Genomic DNA, 21,167 nt, shown 5'->3' with positions numbered 1-21,167 from the left:
ACCACACCGGCTTCGATCTCTACTAGGCGATCAGCGGGATAAAATGTGCCAATCTGATTCATCTTATCCATGCTGACTACTATCTCGCCGTTAGCAGCCACTGCGCCTGCCGATAGACCAGTACGACCACCGCTTGGGGTCAAGACCACGTTATGCTCGTTGGCTAATAATACGATAGCTTGCACTTGCTCGGTCGATTTTGGAAAAACAATAGCAGAGGCGGCCGGCGCAAAATGTTTGGTCCAGTCTTTGCCCCAGTGCTCTAGGCTCTCGCTATCGGTTTTGATTTGGCTAGAATCATAACCATAATTTTCTTGTAGCGATTGTATAAGGACCTCAATGATGGCTTGAGATGGTTTTAAAAGTTTTTTCACTAGACATATTTCCTACTATGATTAACGAATAGAAAAAACTACCCAATTATAAAATATTGAATAGGTAGTTTTCATATTGATGTTATTCTACCTAATGATTTTCAAGCACTGTCCTGTATGATACAAAGTAAGTCCCAACTCGGTAAATCCAGATTTTATACCTGGTAGAGCAACTTTTGATTCTTCTAAGGTTCTAAAAGGTAGCGGAATACTGTTTCTATCTCCAGTAAGAATATAATCAGCAAAGCATTTACCCATTAGTGTTCCAGTGGTAATACCACGCCCATTATAGGCAGTAGCTGTTAAAATACCTTCATCTGGCTCCAGTACCCGAAAGATATGGTCTTGAGTAAAGCCAAAATTACCATACCACTCATACTGCCAGTTAAACTTAGGCAAATAAGGGTAATAGCTTTTTTGCACGCAATTTGCCCATGCTTGATAAAAAGATTTAGGCTTACAAGCACTGCCGCCTACTGTACCAAGTAACAGCCGGTCATCATGATCACGGCGAAAACTGGACAAGGCCAAACGAGTATCCCAAGCACCATTTTTATGAGGTAAGATTCGATCTGCGAGCTCGCCAGTTAAAGGCTCGGAGGCAATTTGATAGTAAGATACCGTGTAGAAAGTCTTAGTAACTTCAGTCCATTCCCCTTTAGTGTAGGCATTGGTAGCGATAATGACACGCTCTGCTTTTACATTAGCCTCAGGTGTTCTTACATACCATTGCCCATCGGATTTCTCTAAACTATCAACAGCAGACTGCTCATAAATACTCACTCCCAGATTAGTTGCTACTTTAGCTAGACCATTTACATAAGCTAAAGGATTCAATGTACCAGTACGGTGATCTAATAGCGCTTTATTAATACTAGTAGTGCCGCAATATTCATGACAGCGACTGCCTGTTAACACTTCAACATTTACCCCACGTCGCTGTAATTGTTCATACCTAATGTCAACGTCAGCTTCTCCTTTAGCGTTATGGGCCATATGAAGGTTACCGGCCTGAGTCGCTTGCGCATCGATATCATAACGCCTGATTAAATCAAACACTAAACTTGGCGCTTGTCCTAACGCCTTTGTTAAACGCTCACCTTCGACATCCCCTAACACCAAATTTAGATCATCAGGTCGTGCCCAAGTTCCTGCATTGACTAGTCCTACGCTTTTCCCTGAGCCTCCACTACCAATAGCTTGGCTCTCAAGGAGGATAACCTTTACACCTTTTTCAGCTAAATGTATTGCCGCTGATAACCCTGTATAGCCACCACCAATAATACAAACACTAGTTTGCATATCACTTGTAAGTTTATTGTAGCGATCGATCTTAGGAGCAGTGAGGCTCCACAAACATTGCTCTTGCAACATCTCATACTCCTTATATATTATAATTGTTGTACAGTAGAGATCATGCGCTCATTATTGATAGCAGTAGGCTCTTCGCGAGGGATAAACTTATTCAAGACGACCCATAACAAGCCAAATAGTGGAGATAGCCAGCAGGCAAAGGCAAATGGGGCGTAAGTTAAAGTCGCAATACCTAAAGTCGCAGCGACAAAGCTACCGCCCATATTCCAAGGAATAAGTGGCGACAAAAGCGTACCAGCATCTTCGATAGAGCGAGTCAAGGTCGTACGCTTATAGCCCATTTCTTTGTACTTATCTTGCAATAAACGTCCTGGTAAAACACAAGTGGTATAGACGTCACCAATAAGTGTACCGACCCCGAGCGTACTGGCATAAGTTGTTGAGACTAACCCCACTCTCGATTTAATCATCTTATTAATTTTAGCCATAATGGCCTTCAATGTACCGTAATGCTCGATTGAGCCAATAAAAGCTAAGGCAAAGATGGTCAAGGTCACAACCCAGGTCATTGACATAACGCCGCCTTTAGACAACAGTTGATCGACGACAGCAAAACCAGTTTCACTAACAAAACCATTTTGTAGAACATTAAATATGTCACTAACCCCTACGCCTTGCATCGTAAAAGCGATCAAACCTGCTACTACGACGCCTGATAGTACGGTTGGTATAGCTGGCATTTTCATAACGGCTGCAATGATTACGACAACAGCAGGTAATAAAGTAAGAATACTCAAATCGTAATTAGCTGCTAGAGAGGTTTGGATTTCTTTAATAGAGGATAAATCAACATTTTCTGCACCGTAGCTCATACCAAGCCAAGCGTAGATAATCAAAGCCGTAACCATGGCCGGTACAGTGGTAGGCAACATACCGCGGATATGATCCCAAAGTTCAATACCGGCAGCGGCTGGAGTCAAGTTAGTAGTGTCAGACAAAGGAGACATTTTATCTCCAAAGAAAGCTCCAGAGACGATAGCTCCACCCGTTAATGATGGTGGAATGCCTAATCCTAGACCAATACCCATCATAGCCAAACCGACCGTGCCAACCGTGCCCCACGAGGTGCCCGTTGCAACAGAAATGATGGCACAAATAATACAAACAGAGACTAAAAATGAAGAAGGAGAAAAGACACTAAAACCATAATATAAAATCGTTGGCACGGTACCTGCAATAATCCAAGCACCGATGAGCATCCCGACACCCATCAAGATGATCATGGCTGGCAGACCGATTTTAATGACCTTCAAGAAACGCTCTTCCATACCATCCCAACTGCGGCCACGCATCTTCATAAATAAACCAGTGATTAAGATGCCACAAGCTAGCGGAATATGCGGAGTAAAATCTTTAAAGACAAAGAATTGCACCATTAGAATAATGGCTGTTAATACAAGCGGAGCAATATCTAGCAGGAAGCTAGAAGAAGGGTCATAACCATCGATATCAGGGTCATGTGGCTTTTTTTGTTTATCTGCAATCATAATATATCTACCTATCCTTAGTAGTTACAACCAAATCCATTGGTATATTTTCATAGCATAGTGTTAATCATCGAACAGTTAAAAAGAACCTGACAAACGAAATCAGTTCTCCAAATGGACTACCTTAAAAATCAATCAAGACAATATCCAATTACTTTGTTAAAAGCACACTATGGCATTAGAAAAAATAGACTTTGAGAAAGGAATGAAATTTAAAAATGAAAGTTGAAAATTAATACTACTTCAGATGGCTATCCGCTATTTTTACAACCTAATTTACGTTCCGCAATTAGATTGCAAAAACGCTTAGATAGTGAACAGTTCAAGCCAAGGACAGTTAAGCGCATTTTAAGTGCGCTTAACCGAATGAAAGTATCCTTTACTCATCAACAATTAAAGTTTGAGTTAACCAAAACTGATACCTTGAGCCAGTGGCAACTCTTTTGAGTAATTAATAGTATTAGTCTGACGGCGCATATAGACTTTCCAAGCATCAGATCCTGACTCACGACCACCGCCAGTTTCTTTTTCACCACCAAACGCTCCACCAATTTCAGCGCCACTGGTACCAATGTTGACGTTAGCGATACCACAATCACTGCCGCGATCACTCAAAAAGGTTTCAGCCTCACGCAGATCATTGGTAAATACGCATGATGATAAGCCTTGAGGCACATCGTTTTGCATCTCAATCGCGTCATCAAATTCTTTGTAAGTCATAACATATAAAATGGGTGCAAAAGTCTCACTTCTAGCAACATCATTTTGCTCATCAAACTCTACAATAGCCGGCGTCACATAGTACGCATTAGGATATTTATCTTCGAGTACCCGCTCGCCGCCGGTGACTTTACCACCTGCTTCTCTTGCCTTCTTTAAGGTCTGTTGCATACTATTGAAGCTATCTTCATCAATAAGCGGACCTACCAGATTGCCTTCTAACGGATGACCAATAGTGACGGTTTCATAAGCGGATTTAATTCGTGGCAAAATCTCGTCTTTAACAGATTCATGCATGAATACACGGCGTAATGTCGTACAACGCTGACCTGCTGTACCAACCGCTGAGAATAAAATTCCACGTAACGCAAGATCCAAATCTGCACTTGGCGCCAAGATCATGGCATTGTTACCACCAAGCTCAAGCAAGCACTTACCAAAACGATTTGCAACTTTTGGTCCTACTTCTTTACCCATACGGGTACTACCCGTTGCACTAACTAAAGCAACATCTTTGCTTTCAACTAAGGCGTTACCAACATCTGTCTTACCTAATAATACTTGTGAGAGATGATCTGGCGCATCACCAAATTTGGCTAAGGCTTTTTCAAACATTGCCTGACAGGCTAAAGCGACTAAAGGGGATTTTTCTGATGGCTTCCAAATTACAGGGTTACCACAAACGATAGCGAGTGCTGTATTCCAAGACCAAACCGCAACTGGGAAGTTAAAGGCGGAGACAACGCCAATCACACCAAGAGGATGCCATGTCTCACGCATATGATGACCTGGACGCTCTGATGCAATCGTTAGACCATAGAGCTGACGTGAAACCCCAACTGCGAAGTCGCAGATATCAATCATTTCTTGTACTTCGCCTAGGCCTTCTTCTTTAATCTTGCCCGCCTCAAAGGACACTAGCATTCCTAAGTCTTCTTTATGCTCACGCAGCACCTCACCCAACAGGCGAACGAGCTCACCACGTCTTGGAGCAGGAACCACACGCCACTCTTTAAAGGCTTTTTTAGCGTTAGCAATCTTGGTATCGACATCACTAACACTGTCTAGGGTAATCTTACCAATAACAGAACCATCTATAGGGCTGTTAACCTCAAAGTCGCCATTTTGGTATTGTTCTTCTTTGACACCCATAGCGGACATATACTGCTTAATCATAACTAATCCTTTTATATTGATTTTACTTCCTTGGAAGACTTATTAAGTTACCTTGCAGCAAACTAAGTTGCAAAATAATTAATCTCCTACTAGCATTCCTTTTTGGAATGATGCTTAAATAACTCTCTTATCAATAGGATACTTCCATCTATTGCCACACTAAGCATGGCTATTTAATGCACTCAGACACTCTTCAAGACTTTGGGCTTGCATCGTTTGATATAGCTCAAGCTCATTATGTACACCTGCCCCCAATGCGCCCTCAAACTCTTGCTGGTTTGAGTTACCCTCATAACTGCTTTGTTTGTCATCATGAAGATTGGACTGAAAAATCCCTGCAGCACTTACTGGCAAAAAATCCTCATAGACGATAGGCTCAAGACGAATAGCGCCTTGTTCGATCAGCTCTATAATGGCGTTATTTGATATAGAATCTGCGTCCAAATTAGAGTCAGTACGACTCGTATCTGAGGTATCAGATACCGCTTGATAATAAAAATAAGCAAGTCTTTCATCATGCAGCGTTTGATAATCATCAGGAAAAGCTTTAAATGATTTTTCTAGCATTTGATAATACTCAGCGGCGTTTTCAGCATTCGGAGTTGCACCTAGCTGACTACGAGCTTGACTAAGTAATTTGTCATACAACTCTCTGCCTTTAGGGGTTAAAGCCACACCGCGCTGTTCAATCTCACCAAAGCGCGCGGTGTGATGACCGGTATCATAGCCGCCTGCTGAGTTCTCAAAACTAACCGCTTCTTCTAGTGCTTTAAAGCTGGTTTGTCTTAATAAAATAGGACAATCTCGTCTTGGTGGCCCCTCTATGATAGCTTTTGGCGGAATGCCTTTTGCCTGCATACCTGCCTGCACCGCATCTATATCTAAGGTTCTAGGGGTCAGATGATTGATATGAGGCCCTTTAAAACCAACGACATCGGCAATTAGTCCATGCTGCGATAATAGTCGTTGATATAGCGCTTTTGAGACTGGAGTCTTATCATGCCAGCGAAAGGTTTCTAGCGCTTCTTTGACGAACTGCTTTGCGTCATCAGCCGTTAGACCCCCCTGCTCCTCAAAGCGTTCAATCAGGCTGACCACATTATCAGTAAAGATACTGCGGTTATCCAAGGCTGCTATTGCTTCTTGCGTTAGGGCTTCATCACCAATCAAATCTAAACGCAAGAGAGAGGTAAACACGCGAAAGGGGCTCTTACTTAATGACTGGCTATCAATTGCTCTAAAAGCAGTAGAGTGCACAGGCACACCAGCGGGTGCCAAATCATAATAGCCAACAGGATGCATGCCCATCACTGCAAAAAGTCTACGCATCATGCTAAGCTCAGCAGCGGTACCTAATCTGATTGCTCCATGGCGCTCCAGATTAAGCCGTTCAATCTCTCCGGTATGTTCAAGCTGCCCTCTAATCTCAGGCTGCTTGCTTAGCACTTCTGTATTGACATCAGTTACTAAATCGATAAGGTCACCATATAATGGCACTTCTTTTTGGTACATCTCTGACATCGCTATAGAGAAATCATGGCGAATATCATCACTGCTTATAAATATATTTTTCACAGATAAGTATCCTTGTTGGGTAAAGCTTGCTTGATAGAGCGTTTTTAGTTGAATATATAATGTACTCGTATACGATGGTAATAATAATCAGGCCGTATTGAAGACTATGACTTCGGTGCTTCATTAGGGATAGCAGCGAGTACTTCTTTCAAAATATCGAGTCCAGAGGTTAAGGTGTCAGGTTCAATCGTCAGCGGTGGTAATAGGCGAATAATATGCCGATGCTTTCCACTTGGCATCAGTAGTAATCCCCGCTCTCTAGCTTGTTTTAGTACATAAGACATAACGCTTGGATGCGTGCCATAAGCAGGATGACGTAGCTCTATACCGCGCATAGCACCCACTCCAGTGAGTCCATGCAACCACGGGGAGATGCCTTGTTGCTGCCACTGACCTACTGTGTCTTCGATAGTCTTTGCATAATGATTAGCAGATTGCCATACCTCATCTTCTTGCATGATATCTATAGTCGCATTCGCAGCAGCACAGGCCACTGGATTACCTGAATAAGTACCACCCAAGCTCCCTTTTGGTAGACCGTTGATTACACTAGCTTTGCCTATCACCGCACCCAATGGCAAGCCTCCAGCAATGCTTTTACCCAGTAATATCATGTCAGGCTCAATCCCTAAATGTATAAAGGCAAAAGGTGTACCAGTGCGGCCGTACCCGGACTGAATCTCATCCATAATGAGTAAGATTCCATTGTCATCACAAAAGGCGCGCAGATATTTGGCAAATGTGGCTGACATTAACTGAAAACCACCCTCGCCTTGTACTGGCTCCACAATAATGGCACCGATGTTGTCAACATCTGTCTCTACAGAAAATAATCGATCCAAGGCATCGATAGCTTGTTGATCACTAATATCATTATCGGAGCTTGGGAAAGGAATATGGTAAACGCCACCCGATAAAGGACCTAACCCTCGCTTATACGGAGCGACCTTACCGTTTAGATTAACCGCTGCAAGCGTACGGCCATGAAAGCCGCCATCAAAAGCAATAACGCCAGTGCGACCTGTCTTCAGGCGAGTGATTTTTATGGCATTTTCGGTAGCTTCTGCACCGCAATTGGTTAGCATGCCTGAAAGCTCACCTTTGATAGGAATAAGCTCGCACAATCTGGGCATAAAGGTTTGGTACGGCATATGCGCCGCTGCATTGTAAGCATAATGAATGAGTGATTGTGCTTGCGTAATAATCGCACTGACAATATGAGGATGGCAATGGCCAAAGTTTAAGACACCGATACCGCCGACAAAATCAATGTAGCAGCGACCTTTATCGTCCCAAACTTTTGCGTTTTTACCTTTGACTAAAGTCAGCGGATGCACCATCGTAAAAGCATCAGTGACATTGTATAGCTGTTCCATGAGCATCTCTTACCTTCCTTGAATTAGACATTCATTTCAGCAAAACTCTATCTCATCAGCAAACGAATAATAGTTGTGACGCCATTCCTTTAATTCATTGCCACAAAAAACCGGCATATAGCCGGCTTGTTTAGGTGTCTATTAGCTGTATTTTCTAAAGTTCTTGATAGACAAAAAGTCAAAATTTAGCTTATATCACAATATAAAATCTAAGTCTTTTTTATGCTCGTTTGACTTTTCGAGATAAGCTGAGACCCATTCCAAAATAACCTTCACTTTATGTGAATTGCCCAAGGATAAGGGATAAGACATATAATACGCGCCCCTACCATTTGCAGCATAGCTCCATGCTGTCACCAGTGCGCCTGATCGCAGTTCTGGGGCTACTAAACGTAATGGTACTAAGGCGATACCATATCCAAGTAATGCCGCCGATATAGTGGTATGAAAAGTATCAAAGCGTGGACCCACAAAGGTACCATCAATGCTGATATCTTGCTGCCTAAAATATTCATACCAAGCGCTAGGACGTGAGCTGAGTTGTAACAAGGTGCAGTTATCTAAATTATGTGTGCATGGTGATTTGTCTGTTAAATACTCAGGGTGACAGACAGCCACACTATATTCGTCAAACAACTTGATAGATTCCATGCCTGCCCATATTCCGTCACCATATAAAAAAGCAACATCGACATTTTGATCTTCAGAAAAAAACGGCCCAGCTAGCTCTTTTATATTCAGGTTAATCAACGGATGCGCTTGGCTAAATCCACTTAATGCAGGCATCAACCAACGCGAGCAGAAGGTAGGGTGTGAGACAATTTTGAGTATTTCTGAGTTGTCACTGTTTGACATCAGGCTAGTAGTTGCCGCTTCGATATGTTTGAGAATGTCTAACACTTCAAGATAATAAGTCTTACCTGCTGGTGTTAACGATATTCGATGCGGTGTACGATAAAAAAGTGAAAGGTTTAACATCTCCTCTAGCTGAGCTACTTGCTTACTAATTGCGCTTTGTGTCATATGCATTTCTTGCGCAGCATTAGTAAAGCTTAAGTGCCTAGCAGCCGTCTCAAAACATTGCAAAGCAGTTGTTGAAGGGTATCTTCTAAAAGCAAGTGGGGTTTTCATTTCATTTTTCATAAATTATTCATTCTATTATGTCATATAAATAATGTTTACCAGTCTCATTAATAATCCTACTCAGCAAATAGCGACTTTGACTAAAAAAGGTAATGACCGACTAAATACTCCGCGCTAATACACTGTTTTTTATCTAGCTCAAAGCTTAAAACTCACATCCACTATTAGCAGAAGATGCATCACATACTTCATCAATGATGACGATGCACGGGTCGCTTCGTTACTAGTAGAGTTAATTATCTCATTCTCTTTTGGATTAACCACAGACAATGAATATCCGCTGTAATAGTCATTATTAGTGATGTTCTTTGATAATTGACGATAGTCAGATTTAAACTCCTTTGTAATTTCTAGCTGACCTCTGCTGTCAATCCCGTAAACATAAACTTGGGAGATTTTGATTACGCAGCCTGACGATAATAATCAAACCACACCTGTCTTGGCGATTTATATCCTAAGCTCTTTTGAATCCTAATCTGATTATAATATAACTCAATATAGCCAATAATATCGCTGATCGCTTCAAGCCTTGTTTTATAGTTTTGGTGATATACTAGCTCATTCTTCAATACGCCCCAGAAGCTCTCTATTGGCGCATTGTCAAATGAGCGAGGAAAAGTAAGTGTCTGGGAGACACTTACCCGAGTGCAAGGCGGAGGGCTATGCCCGTAGTGGTTGCCCTTAACACTCATAGACCCTAAGAGCTGATGCTGCTTGATGATCTTGTGGTAGGCATGGCTACAATACTGGCTACCTCTGTCAGAGTGAACGATTAGCCCTTTATCAGGTTGTTTGTTCTTGATCGCCATATTAAGGGCACGGAAGACCATATCTGCGGTCATACGTTTGTTGATGGCATAGCCGACCAGCTCTTTGGTGTATAAGTCTTTAACGCCTGCTAAGTACAGACAGCCCTCGGTTGTCCAGATATAGATAATATCACTGACCCATGCTTCGTTAGGGCGGTTGACGTCAAACTGCTGATCCAACACATTGTCATAGATGAGCTTATTATGATTAGAGTCAGTGGTGACCTTAAAGCGCTTGTGGCGACGACATTTGATGCCATGCTCTTCTTTGATGCTTCTGACCATGTATCGACTGATATCATAGCCTTGCTCGATCAGCTTTACATGTAGTCGCTCAACACCATAACGCTCTTTACTTTCACTATGAGCGGCTTTAACTAGTAGCTCGCACTGATTGCGGTATACCTGTGCTGTTCGCTGATGTCACAACTCAGCCAGTCGTAGTAGCTTGAGGGCTTAACGCTTAATACACGGCACATAGTGGTAATGCTAAATATCTACTGGTTGTCTTTGATAAAGACATACTTCACTAACTGCTTTTCGCGAAGTACACTGTCGCCTCACTCGAGCATAGCTCTCCCCTTTCGTCGGGGCGAAGCAGTGCTTCGCTTTATCCCTCCTCATTTAGAATTTCTCGTTCCTCCCCGGCAACTTTGAGTTGCCGTTTAAGGCGTTTATTCTCTTCTAGTACTGCTACGAGCTCAGGATCGTATTGCTCAGACCCTTTAAGCTTGCCTTGATTCGCTTTATTTTGCCAGTTAGATAAGGATTACATGGCTATACCGAGCTGTTTTTCAGTAGCTGAAATATTGCCACTGTTATCCGCTATCTTCTTGACGGCTTCAGCTTTAAATTCGTCACTGTAAGTTCTTACTTTCTTGGTTATGGTAAACTCCGGTTAAGACGCTTAGTTTACCAAGTTTAGGTGTACGGTTTCTTCAGCATAGCTCAACACTATCAGATTATAGATTATAAAGTGAAATTAAAAAAACACTCACTCATCTATATCTCCTAGCAGTGTGTTACCTACTACAATGGTTTTAAGCAACTATAGAGACAATGTGTAGTGGCATAATGGATCTGATTAGGCATTAGATAACTAGAAACTATTTGCAGGTCTCTACCATCTCTGATGTCGATATCAGGCGCCTGGTAATGATCCTTTAAAGAGTAGTATCTTACATCATATACCCTTAAAAATTTGCTTATGAACGGCTATAACCATTATCATATCAACGCAGCATTCTAAAACAAAAAGACAATAACCTAAATCGGAGTAAATAATGATTACCCATGTCCCTGATGTGACTTTCAAAACTCGTGTTCGTGATGAATCTATCGGCGGAGACAACCCATTCACATGGTATGACCTAACCACAGATGAGTTGTTTGCCAATAAAAAAGTGGTGGTGTTCTCACTACCGGGCGCTTTTACGCCGACGTGTTCGACCAGCCATCTGCCCCGTTATGAAGAGCTGTATGATGAGTTTAAGGCGCTAGGCGTAGATGAGATCGTTTGCGTTTCTGTCAATGATGCCTTTGTCATGTATCAATGGGGCCTCAAGCAAAACCGTGAACACGTATTCTTGCTCCCTGACGGTAATGGTGAGTTCACGCGTAAAATGGGCATGCTGGTTGATAAGAGCAATCTTGGCTTTGGTATGCGCTCATGGCGTTATTCGATGTATGTCGACAATAAAGCAGTCAAAAAGGTGTTTAAGGAACCTAATTTTGGCGACAACTGCCCAATAGACCCATTTGAAGTATCAGATGCAGACACTATGCTAGAGTATTTGAAGAGTAATGCTTAACTACTTTGACGCTTAACCACTATCATTATATTTTGATAGATGTTCAAATACTTAAAAAGCCTCACTGCTCATATACGAGTGTGAACTGACCCCCATAAGTTGGATACAACTTATGGGGTATTTTTATGCGTTTTCTTAAATTATTTCGTCTTAAATGGTCTGAACAATATACAACCCTTTCTCATTTAGAGGAGCGCCTAGACCCTCGTCCCTTTGCAGGACGCTTGCCATTTGCCGCAGGTTTGCCCTTGCCGCCAGAGCTTTTACCACGTCCAGAAGGACGCCCCACTTTAGAACCCGCTGGATTTTTAGCGCTATCCTTCGAGTATTTATTACTACTTTTTGCACCCTGAGATCTTGACGCTTTTGACTTTGATGAGGGGTTGTTACCAGATTTTTTTCGTCGAGTATTAGTAGATTTCTTGGAGGCGTTACTATCTTGCGAAGAAGAGTCTTCTATCGACTTAAGCAAAACGGACATCTCTTTTTGGGTCAAGTCTCGCCAGTCTCCAGTGGCAAGACCCTTGAGGTTGACATTCATAATCCGCGTACGCTCAAGCTTGACAACTTCATAGCCAAAATGCTCACACATACGGCGAATTTGACGGTTTAGACCTTGCACTAAGGTAATATTAAATACAGTGGGCGCCACTTTAGTCACTGGACATTTTTTTGTCATCTGCCCCAAAATAGGCACACCGCCTGCCATACCCTCAATAAAACTTTCGGTTATCGGTTTATTCACCGTCACTAGATACTCTTTTTCATGGTTATTGCCAGCACGTAACACCTTATTGACCAAATCACCGTTGCTGGTCAAAAAAATCAAACCTTGAGAGTCTTTATCCAAACGGCCAATCGGAAAAATACGCACGCTATGTCTCACAAAATCGACAATGTTGTTTTTCTCAGATTTTTCCGTAGTGCTGACAATACCGACTGGCTTATTGAGTACAATAAATACGAAATCATCAGCGTCTTGCGGCTCAATGAGCTGTCCGTTAACCTTTACCGTATCTCCAGCAACCACTTGATCGCCAACTTGAGCACGCTTACCATTGACGTAAACGTTTCCTTGTTCGATAAAGCGGTCAGCGTCGCGCCGAGAGCAGATGCCACTTTCTCTGATGTATTTATTTAACCGAGTCGAATTGTTAAACATAAAGCACCGTTTTAGCTAATTAAAAGCCCTTTCTTACTAAAAAAAGCTTAAATTGAATGGATTTGCAATAGGATATGTTAAATATTCACAAATGAGATGAGTCCCATTATATAGGAAGTTTAGTACCGGTTTTAAAAGAGATGAGCAGGCACAAGCGTATGCAAAGTCGTATCAATGAGACTAAAACCATCCCTCTTCTAACAGTTGCTCTGTATTACTCACTCTAAAGCCATCACATAGATCATAAAACGCTATCGGGTCTTCTATGTTATCGAGTAGGTCTCGTTTATTTAGCGCCACAAATAATGCTAGCGCATAAGCGGAGCTGTGAATAGATTTTTTAGGATTAAAGGTAATATCGGTAACCGCTTGATACTGCATCACATCGCTATGTAGCTGTGTATTTTGCTTGAGAGCATTGACGTATAGCCAGTCATAAAACATAGTCAACGGCTCTAAATTCCATTCCATACCGAAATCATTGTAGCCAATAAGATGACCTGAGCTGTGCAAGCGCTCATCTTTTTTGGCTTGTCTTGGTGGCGTATCGAGTAGGTCAGTAAAAGGACCGCCGCGCTCAAAAACTTTACTCGCCTGAAAGATATTCTCGACACTATACTGACCGCCACTATGCTCATCAGTGAGCTGTAAACTGAGTGGACTAAGTAAAAAACTGAGCTTATTACCAGATTTACTCGACATCTCCAAGACGTTATTAAAGCCATATTTTTTGCGAATGACTTGATGCAGATCGTTGATAGATTTTTTCTTTTGTCTGCTAGCAAATCCCACATGCCGTTCAAAACGAACCATATCCGTTTTGACCAAGTTGTCACTATTGACTCTGGGCATAAATACCGGTCTTTGTTCTACAGCGTTTTGATTTTGTGGCATAGTTTATAGTCTTTATTCGATTTCGATAGGCATTATAGCAAGAGTTTGCAATGATTAGGCTTTGATAACGACTTGTGTGTCACATAATCTTCAGCATCGCTATTAAGTAGGGTCTATTATTGTTATCGTCAGACTGATACTCTCTCCCAAATATATTTAATGACAGTTACTGAAACTATCGTAAGCCAAATTCCTTATTGAGTTAACGGCGTTTCTGGCTTATGCTTTTTGATGGTTTATTGCTAAGAGAAAGTATTATGTTTGCACATATCGACTATTACGCTGGCGATCCTATCTTAGGTCTTATGGATAAGTTCGTCGCTGATAGTAATCCGCATAAAGTAAATTTAGGTATTGGCATTTATTACGATGAGGCAGGCAAGCTACCGGTGCTTGAATGCGTCAAGACTGCTGAGCACATGATTGCCGACCCTATTACCCCTCGCCCTTACCTACCTATGGCAGGCTTACTTGGGCATCGTGTCGCTTGTCAGAACTTATTATTTGGTCAAGACTCTCAAGTTTTGGCAGAGAAGCGCGTGGCTACTATCGCCACCCTTGGGGGATCTGGCGCTTTAAAAGTAGGGGCAGAATTTATCCATCAGTTCTTTCCAAACTCTAAATGCTATGTCAGTGACCCAACTTGGAGTAATCATATTGCTATTTTTGCCGGTTGTGATATCGAAGTCGGCAGCTACCCTTATTATGATAACGCCACTAGTAGCCTTAAGTTCGAAGAAATGCTCGATTTTATTGATCAGTTAAACCTGTATGACGTGGTACTCTTGCACCCTTGTTGTCATAACCCAACAGGTATGGATCTGACTATTGAGCAATGGGATCAACTGCTGACGGTTATGAAGCAGCGCAAGCTTATTCCCTTTATGGATATTGCTTATCAAGGCTTTGGCGAAGATATGGAGCAAGACGCTTATGCTATACGCAAAGCAGTTGAAATGGGTCTACCCGTATTCGTCAGTAATTCGTTTTCTAAAAATTTATCGCTATATGGCGAGCGCGTTGGCGGTCTCTCTGTGGTCTGTCCAACTAGCGATGAGGCGGAGCGCGTGTTCGGACAGCTCAATTATACCGTGCGCCGTATCTACACGAGTCCGCCCTCTCACGGTGGTCATGTGGTCGATATCGTGATGAATGATGACGCTCTGCAGCAGCAGTGGGTAAGCGAGGTTTATGGGATGCGCGATCGTATCCAAACGATGCGCTTAAAGCTCAAGTCAGTATTGGAAGCTAAGCTGCCTGAGCATGATTTTGACTATTTGACTCGGCAAAAAGGCATGTTTAGCTTTACTGGTCTCACACCTGAGCAGATTGGGCGCCTACAAAGCGAGTTTGGTGTCTATCTAGTGTCCAACTCGCGGATGTGTATGGCGGGTCTCAACGTCAATAATGTAGAGTATGTCGGTGAAGCTATGGCATCAGTGTTGCAGAATTAAAAGGTTGAAGGCGCTTGTGCTTAGACGCACCGTTAGCACTAGAAGAAGGACAGAATATGGATTATTCTGTCCTTTTCTTTGATAATTTATGCATTCAACACTTTAAGTTATAAAAGACATAAAGTTAAGCAAGCATACCACCATCGACAAGCACACAAGCGCCAGTGGTATAGCTTGAAGCGTCTGACACTAGATATAGTACCGTACCTGCCATCTCATCAGGATCGGCGACGCGCCCTAGCGGAATCGCATGTAGCGCCATGTTCAATACTTTATCGTTTGACGTCAGTGCTGAGGCAAACTTAGTATCAGTTAGGCCTGGCAATAAGGCATTGACACGAATATTGAGCGGGCCACATTCTTTAGCAAAGGATTTTGTCATACTAATGACAGCTGCCTTGGTAATGGAGTAAATCCCTTGCTTGTCGCCAGCGACTATGCCGTTGACTGAAGCGGTATTCAAAATAACGCCGCCGCCCTGCTCTTTCATCATCTTACCGGCAGCAATAGACATAAAGAAGTAACCGCGGATATTCACATCGACCGTCTTCTCAAAAGCGCCCAAATCAGTATCCAAGATATGACCGTAATAAGGGTTGGCCGCCGCGTTATTGACTAAGATATCGATTTGACCAAATTCGCTTTTAATATGCGCAAAGATAGCGTCGATCTGATCCATCTCACCGACGTGACAGGCATAAGCGCTGGCTTTGTCGCCGTTCTCTACGATGCTATCGGCTACCGCTTGGCAAGCATCAATCTTACGACTTGACACGATAACATGGGCTCCGCGTGACGCCAGCAAGCGTGCAATAGATTCGCCAATCCCGCGACTAGCACCAGTGACTAAAGCAATCTTGCCTGTTAAATCAAATAAATCTTTCATAAGTTTTCCTTATAGTTATAAATTTTATACACCTAAGCCAACATACCACCATCAAGGGTAAAGGCGTGACCATTCATAAAGCTGCTCTCATCGCTGGCAAGCCAAGCGATAGCGCCTGATACTTCTTCCACTTTACCGAGACGGCGTAACGGACTGGCTTTAATGGTCGCTTGCTGAGCGCGTTCATCCATTTTTGCCATCGTGTTTTGGACCATCGGCGTGTCGATAAAGCTTGGGCAAACCGCATTGAAGCGAATATTAACGCGGGCATACTCGTGAGCCGCTGATTTAGTCAAACCCATCACTCCATGTTTAGCAGCACTATAAGCGGATAATAATGGTGCTGAACGCAAGCCTGCAATAGAAGCCACATTGATCACATGACCGCCGCCATTAGGCGCTAAGCAAGCAACCGCTGCTCGCATACAGTGCCAAACGCCCTTGAGATTCACCGCGATATTGCGATCAAAATCCTCATCAGTCAGCTCATGCATAGGTTTTGGCGCATGGTCAATACCAGCATTATTAATGACCACATCAAGTCCTCCAAGCTCGCTCATAGCGAACTTAAATAGCTCACGAACGTCATCACCATCGGTGACATCGACTCGTCTAAAGGTAATGCTATGATTGGCCTCTAGCGCTTCTTTATAGACACTATCACCAAGCTCTTCATTCATATCGCCGATCACGACTTTAGCGCCGCGACTGGCTAACAACTTAGCACTAGCCGCGCCAATACCAGAGGCGCCGCCGGTGATAAGAATACGTTTGCCCTCAACATTGGAGGCGGGTAAATTACTTAGGGTGTTTGCTGCAAGTCCGTTTGTCGTCATCAGTTATTCCTTTACTTGTAGGATAAGTTTGCCGAAGTTTTCACCTTTAAATAGCATCATTAGAGTCTCTGGGAAAGTCTCAATACCTTTGACAATATGATCTTTTACCGTGATATCCCCTGCCTGAATCCAGCCGGCGATATCTTTCATCGCTACCGGATACTCTTTGATATTATCAAACACGACGATGCCTTCCATCCGCGCGCGATTGACTAGTAATGATAGATAATTAGCAGGGCCTTTGACCGCCGTTGTATTGTTATACTGACTAATGGCGCCGCAAATCACAATACGCGCATGGACATTTATCTGAGTTAAGACATCATCTAAAATCTCGCCGCCGACATTATCAAAGTAAACGTCTACACCGTCTGGACAAGCTTGCTTAAGCGCTTTTTTGACGTTTTCATTTTTGTAGTCTACTGCTGCATCGAAACCTAATTCGTCAACTAAGAACTGACATTTCTCAGGACCACCTGCGATACCGACAACGCGGCAGCCTTTGATTTTGGCGATTTGCCCGACTAGACCACCGACCGCACCCGCCGCTCCTGAGACTACAACGGTCTCGCCAGATTTGGGCTCGCCAGTCTTGAGCAGACCAAAATAACCTGTCATCCCTGGCATGCCTAATACACCAAGATAATAAGGCAGCGGCGCTAGATTAGGGTCGACTTTATGCAGACCTTTGCCATCACTGACCGCATAGGATTGCACGCCATTATGACCAGAAACGAAGTCGCCTACTGCAAATTTGTCGTTGTTACTTTCGATGACTTCACCGACGGTACCAGCGCGCATAACATCGCCCACTTGCACCGGTTCGATGTAGGATTTGGCATCGTTTAACCAGCCACGCATCGCAGGATCGATAGAGATGTAATCGATTCTGATCAACAGCTCGCCATCGCTAATACTGGGGACTTCGGTCTCGGTATAGTCCCAAGTATCGCGGCTAGGCTGACCTGTAGGTCGCTGTTTGAGTCGCCACTGCTTATTGGGCTGTTTATTGTCAGCTATCATCGGTTATTCCTTTAAATTAGTTTTGTGTAAAAGTTATTCAGCGAGTCTAAAACCACTCTGCTTCCATATCGGTACAGACTGAGTTGTCGTTGTTCAATAATTGAATATCACGTTGAATGGTGGGTAATTCCCAATCGATAAAGTACTTCGCCGCTTGAATTTTGCCATGGTAGAAGTTTTGCTTATCGCGCGCTTGTTCTTGAGCCAGCAGCTGCTCGGCTTTACTGGCTTGGCGAATCCACATCCAGCTGACCACGATTGAGGCAAAGATATTCATCAAGGCTTGCGCATTGCCGGTCAAAGTCAGCGCTTTTTCAGTCGGTAGTATCTTACTCAAATGCACAAGTACTTCATGTAAATGTTCTGTATAAGGCATCAGCTTACCCGCAAGCTTTGCGGACTCAGGTGTAGTAATACTTTGCAAATCATTAGTGATTTCGCGCTTAAGAATTTGCATTCCTAAGCCTTTATTTTGCCAAATTTTGCGAAATGACAAATCTAATGCCTGTACGCCATTCGTGCCTTCGTGAATAGGATTAAGACGGTTGTCACGCCAAAACTGCTCAGCATGATACTCGCGCGTATATCCCGCGCCGCCTAACACTTGAATACCTAAATCATTAGCTTTGGGGCCATACTCTGACGGCCAAGCTTTGATCACGGGAGTCAATAAATCTAGCAATTCTGATAGCTCATTCTTAAGCGTCTCATCATCGCTAGTATTGATACGATCGATTAGGTTTGAGCCGTATAAACACAATGCCATACCACCCTCGCTATAAGCTTTTTGCGCAAGCAGCATACGCTTAACGTCGCCATGGTTGATAATAGCAGTAGCGGCATGCTCAGGCTTATTATTCGGGGCGATACGGCCTTGGGTTCTATCTTTGGCATAATCTAAGGAATACTGATAGCCGCGATAACCGATCATCGCCGCGCCAAAGCCCACACCGATACGCGCCTCGTTCATCATCTTAAACATATAACGCAGGCCGAAATGCGGCTCGCCGATTAAGTAGCCGTAACACTCGCCTTTATCACCGAAGCTCAGCGCCGTAGAAGTGGTACCGCGATAACCAAGCTTATGCAGTAGTCCTGTTAAATGCACATCGTTGCGCTCGCCTATTGAACCATCTTCAAGCAAACGATACTTAGGTACCACAAATAGCGAGATACCTTTAACGCCGCCAGGGCCGCCCGGAATTTTGGCAAGTACTAAATGTATAATGTTATCAGACAGTTCATGATCGCCGCCTGAGATGTAGATTTTGCTACCTTTAATGCGATAAGAGCCGTCTTCTTGCTCGGTCGCAGTCGTTTTGATATCCGCAAGTGATGAGCCAGCGTGCGGTTCGGTCAAAGCCATCGTGCCGGTGAATTCACCTGTCAGCATACGCGGCATAAAGGCGTCTTTGACTTCCTCGCTCGCGAAATGAGAGATGACATTAATCGCTGCTGTCGTCAAAAAAGGATAGGCCGTAGTTGAGGGATTGGCCGCCATAAAATAACCAGCCACCGCGGTCATTACCGTCTCAGGTAGCTGCATACCGCCATCTTCAAAGCTATAGCGACCCGCGATAAAGCCAGAGTCTCGAAAAGCATCAAAGGCGACTTTGACATCGTCAATCATGCTGACGGTTTTACCATCGAATTGCGGCTCGTCCTTATCCGCTAAGTGGTTATGCGGTAAAAACAAATCTGTCGCTATCTTATCAGCGGTCTCTAATACCGCATCAAAGGTTTCGCGGTTGTGCTCAGAAAACTTAGTATGCTCGGTTAAACGCTCAACATCTAAGACATTGTAGAGTTGGAAAGGTAATTCATATTCGTTAATCAAAGTATCGGCCGCCATAATATTCCCTTGTTATTAAAGCTCATAAATTAGCATTAGAGTAATCATAAGCTAAATTTTAGCTTTACCGTATTGTCATTTATGACATAATTAAGGTGAAAAACGACACTGATATAAAGAGTGCATGAAAAGTAATAGTCATTAAGGAGAGTAACCAATGCCGCGAACAAAGCCCTATGAAGTGATTATCCTCGGATTTGATGGCGTGCTCGGTAGCGTGCTTTCAGGAGCGCTGGACTTATTTTCCTTTACAGGAGTTAGTTGGCAGCGTTTTTTGAATTTAGAAGTAAAGCCAAAGTTCAAGGTGCAAATTGCGAGCCTTGGCGGCGTCGATATCACTGCCAGTAATCGGCTGGTCATTCAAGCGCATTGCGACATCAACACCGTACGCGAGTGTGATTTACTGCTCATCCCAACCATCGGCGACTCGATAGATAAGGTGCTTAAACAAAACGCAAAGCTGCTACCGCATTTACAGCGCCTGTCAGCAACCGAGGCCGATATCGCAAGTAACTGTAGCGGCGCTTTTTTTCTGGCTGAGGCAGGATTGCTTAATGGTAAAACCGCGACTACCCATTGGGGCTATGCCGATAAATTTAAAAGTGATTATCCCTTAGTTGACTTACAAGACAATCAGTTCGTCACCCAATCAGGGAATATATTTTGCGCCGCAGGTGGCAGCGCTTTTTATGATTTAGCGCTACTGCTCATTGAGCGTTACTGCGGACGTGAAGTCTCAACGCAAGTGGCAAAGACCCAGATTATCGATAGCAAGAGAGGCAGTCAAAACAGCTATACCAATGTCACCCTACATAAGCCGCACGGCGATGCACTAGTCAAGCAAGTACAAGAATATATCGAAAACAACTTCGATCAACCGCTGCAAGTCAGTGATTTGGCTACTATTGTCAATGTGACACCGCGTACGCTAAATAGACGCTTTCAAACCAGTATCGATATGCGCCCTATTGAATATATTCAAGCGGTGCGGATTGAGCAGGCTAAAAGACTACTGGAGTCGCAAGCGGTCACTATCAAGTCGCTTGCCTATCAGGTTGGCTATAGCGATCTATCCTCTTTTACTCGGCTTTTTAAGCGAGCGACCGAGCTGACCCCAAAGGAATATCGTGATAAATTTTCGCGGCTAGCGATTTAAAGACTGGTACTTTAAAGCGTCAAAACTCAATTCTAAAACTTTATTCATTATAATTTGCC

Annotated in this window: 16 protein-coding genes and 1 pseudogene; 3 read left to right on the top strand and 14 right to left on the bottom strand. The window is 43.4% G+C overall.

Features of this window, described 5'->3' with window-relative positions; all coding sequences use genetic code 11:
- The 8 genes and pseudogenes from ACS8E3_RS10495 to ACS8E3_RS10460 all read right to left on the bottom strand — a co-directional run.
- Positions 1-344: FAD-binding oxidoreductase (locus ACS8E3_RS10495; protein ID WP_439244033.1), on the bottom strand; the 344-nt coding region annotated here is incomplete at its 3' end.
- 117 nt (positions 345-461) lie between these two features.
- The gene (gene amaA, locus ACS8E3_RS10490) at positions 462-1,748 is read right to left on the bottom strand and encodes an L-pipecolate oxidase (RefSeq protein WP_439244021.1); all 1,287 of its coding nucleotides are present in this window, start codon (positions 1,746-1,748) and stop codon (positions 462-464) included.
- A 17-nt stretch (positions 1,749-1,765) separates the two neighbouring features.
- On the bottom strand, positions 1,766-3,235 hold the full coding sequence (gene nhaC, locus ACS8E3_RS10485) for a Na+/H+ antiporter NhaC (protein ID WP_439244019.1): 1,470 nt from the start codon (positions 3,233-3,235) through the stop codon (positions 1,766-1,768).
- A gap of 405 nt (positions 3,236-3,640) precedes the next feature.
- Entirely contained in the window at positions 3,641-5,131 is a 1,491-nt protein-coding gene (gene amaB, locus ACS8E3_RS10480) for an L-piperidine-6-carboxylate dehydrogenase (RefSeq protein ID WP_439244017.1), read from the bottom strand.
- Positions 5,132-5,290: 159 nt separating this feature from the next.
- Positions 5,291-6,706 carry a 2-oxoadipate dioxygenase/decarboxylase HglS gene (gene hglS, locus ACS8E3_RS10475; RefSeq protein ID WP_439244015.1) on the bottom strand — a complete coding sequence of 472 codons (1,416 nt, stop codon included), beginning with the start codon at positions 6,704-6,706 and terminating at the stop codon, positions 5,291-5,293.
- A 104-nt stretch (positions 6,707-6,810) separates the two neighbouring features.
- On the bottom strand, positions 6,811-8,082 hold the full coding sequence (locus tag ACS8E3_RS10470; protein WP_439244013.1) for a 2-aminoadipate transaminase: 1,272 nt from the start codon (positions 8,080-8,082) through the stop codon (positions 6,811-6,813).
- Between the two features lie 195 nt (positions 8,083-8,277).
- Positions 8,278-9,225 (bottom strand): LysR substrate-binding domain-containing protein, encoded by a 948-nt coding sequence (locus ACS8E3_RS10465; protein ID WP_439244012.1) that lies wholly within the window; start codon positions 9,223-9,225, stop codon positions 8,278-8,280.
- A 401-nt stretch (positions 9,226-9,626) separates the two neighbouring features.
- Positions 9,627-10,920: pseudogene (locus tag ACS8E3_RS10460) on the bottom strand (IS3 family transposase).
- Positions 10,921-11,317: 397 nt separating this feature from the next.
- On the opposite strand from ACS8E3_RS10460, the gene ACS8E3_RS10455 reads away from it, so the two are divergent.
- Positions 11,318-11,845, top strand: coding sequence for a peroxiredoxin (locus tag ACS8E3_RS10455; RefSeq protein ID WP_439244011.1), 528 nt, complete (start codon positions 11,318-11,320; stop codon positions 11,843-11,845).
- Positions 11,846-12,026: 181 nt separating this feature from the next.
- On the opposite strand, the gene rluF is transcribed toward ACS8E3_RS10455, so the two are convergent.
- Both rluF and ACS8E3_RS10445 read right to left on the bottom strand, forming a co-directional pair.
- Positions 12,027-13,007, bottom strand: coding sequence for a 23S rRNA pseudouridine(2604) synthase RluF (rluF, locus tag ACS8E3_RS10450; protein WP_439244009.1), 981 nt, complete (start codon positions 13,005-13,007; stop codon positions 12,027-12,029).
- Between the two features lie 180 nt (positions 13,008-13,187).
- The gene (locus ACS8E3_RS10445; protein ID WP_439244007.1) at positions 13,188-13,901 is read right to left on the bottom strand and encodes a DarT1-associated NADAR antitoxin family protein; all 714 of its coding nucleotides are present in this window, start codon (positions 13,899-13,901) and stop codon (positions 13,188-13,190) included.
- 257 nt (positions 13,902-14,158) lie between these two features.
- On the opposite strand from ACS8E3_RS10445, the gene ACS8E3_RS10440 reads away from it, so the two are divergent.
- Positions 14,159-15,355 (top strand): amino acid aminotransferase, encoded by a 1,197-nt coding sequence (locus ACS8E3_RS10440; RefSeq protein ID WP_439244006.1) that lies wholly within the window; start codon positions 14,159-14,161, stop codon positions 15,353-15,355.
- Positions 15,356-15,479: 124 nt separating this feature from the next.
- Here ACS8E3_RS10440 and ACS8E3_RS10435 read toward each other — a convergent pair whose 3' ends face one another.
- The 4 genes from ACS8E3_RS10435 to ACS8E3_RS10420 are packed head-to-tail and all read right to left on the bottom strand — an operon-like array spanning position 15,480 to position 19,952.
- Positions 15,480-16,241, bottom strand: a complete 762-nt coding sequence (locus ACS8E3_RS10435) for an SDR family oxidoreductase (RefSeq protein ID WP_439244004.1) — start codon at positions 16,239-16,241, stop codon at positions 15,480-15,482.
- Positions 16,242-16,273: 32 nt separating this feature from the next.
- On the bottom strand, positions 16,274-17,077 hold the full coding sequence (locus tag ACS8E3_RS10430; RefSeq protein WP_439244003.1) for an SDR family NAD(P)-dependent oxidoreductase: 804 nt from the start codon (positions 17,075-17,077) through the stop codon (positions 16,274-16,276).
- Positions 17,078-17,080: 3 nt separating this feature from the next.
- Positions 17,081-18,100, bottom strand: coding sequence for an NADP-dependent oxidoreductase (locus ACS8E3_RS10425; RefSeq protein WP_439244002.1), 1,020 nt, complete (start codon positions 18,098-18,100; stop codon positions 17,081-17,083).
- Positions 18,101-18,146: 46 nt separating this feature from the next.
- A complete protein-coding gene (locus tag ACS8E3_RS10420; RefSeq protein ID WP_439244000.1) occupies positions 18,147-19,952 on the bottom strand; it encodes an acyl-CoA dehydrogenase in 1,806 nt (601 codons plus the stop codon).
- A 157-nt stretch (positions 19,953-20,109) separates the two neighbouring features.
- Here ACS8E3_RS10420 and ACS8E3_RS10415 point away from each other — a divergent pair, with 157 nt between their 5' ends.
- On the top strand, positions 20,110-21,108 hold the full coding sequence (locus tag ACS8E3_RS10415) for a GlxA family transcriptional regulator (RefSeq protein ID WP_439243998.1): 999 nt from the start codon (positions 20,110-20,112) through the stop codon (positions 21,106-21,108).
- Positions 21,109-21,167: the final 59 nt, after the last annotated feature.

The sequence above is a fragment of the Psychrobacter sp. 2Y5 genome (assembly GCF_051847375.1).
GTDB lineage: Bacteria > Pseudomonadota > Gammaproteobacteria > Pseudomonadales > Moraxellaceae > Psychrobacter.
Note: the sequence above shows the minus strand (reverse complement) of the source record. Positions and strands in the feature narration are given on the sequence as shown.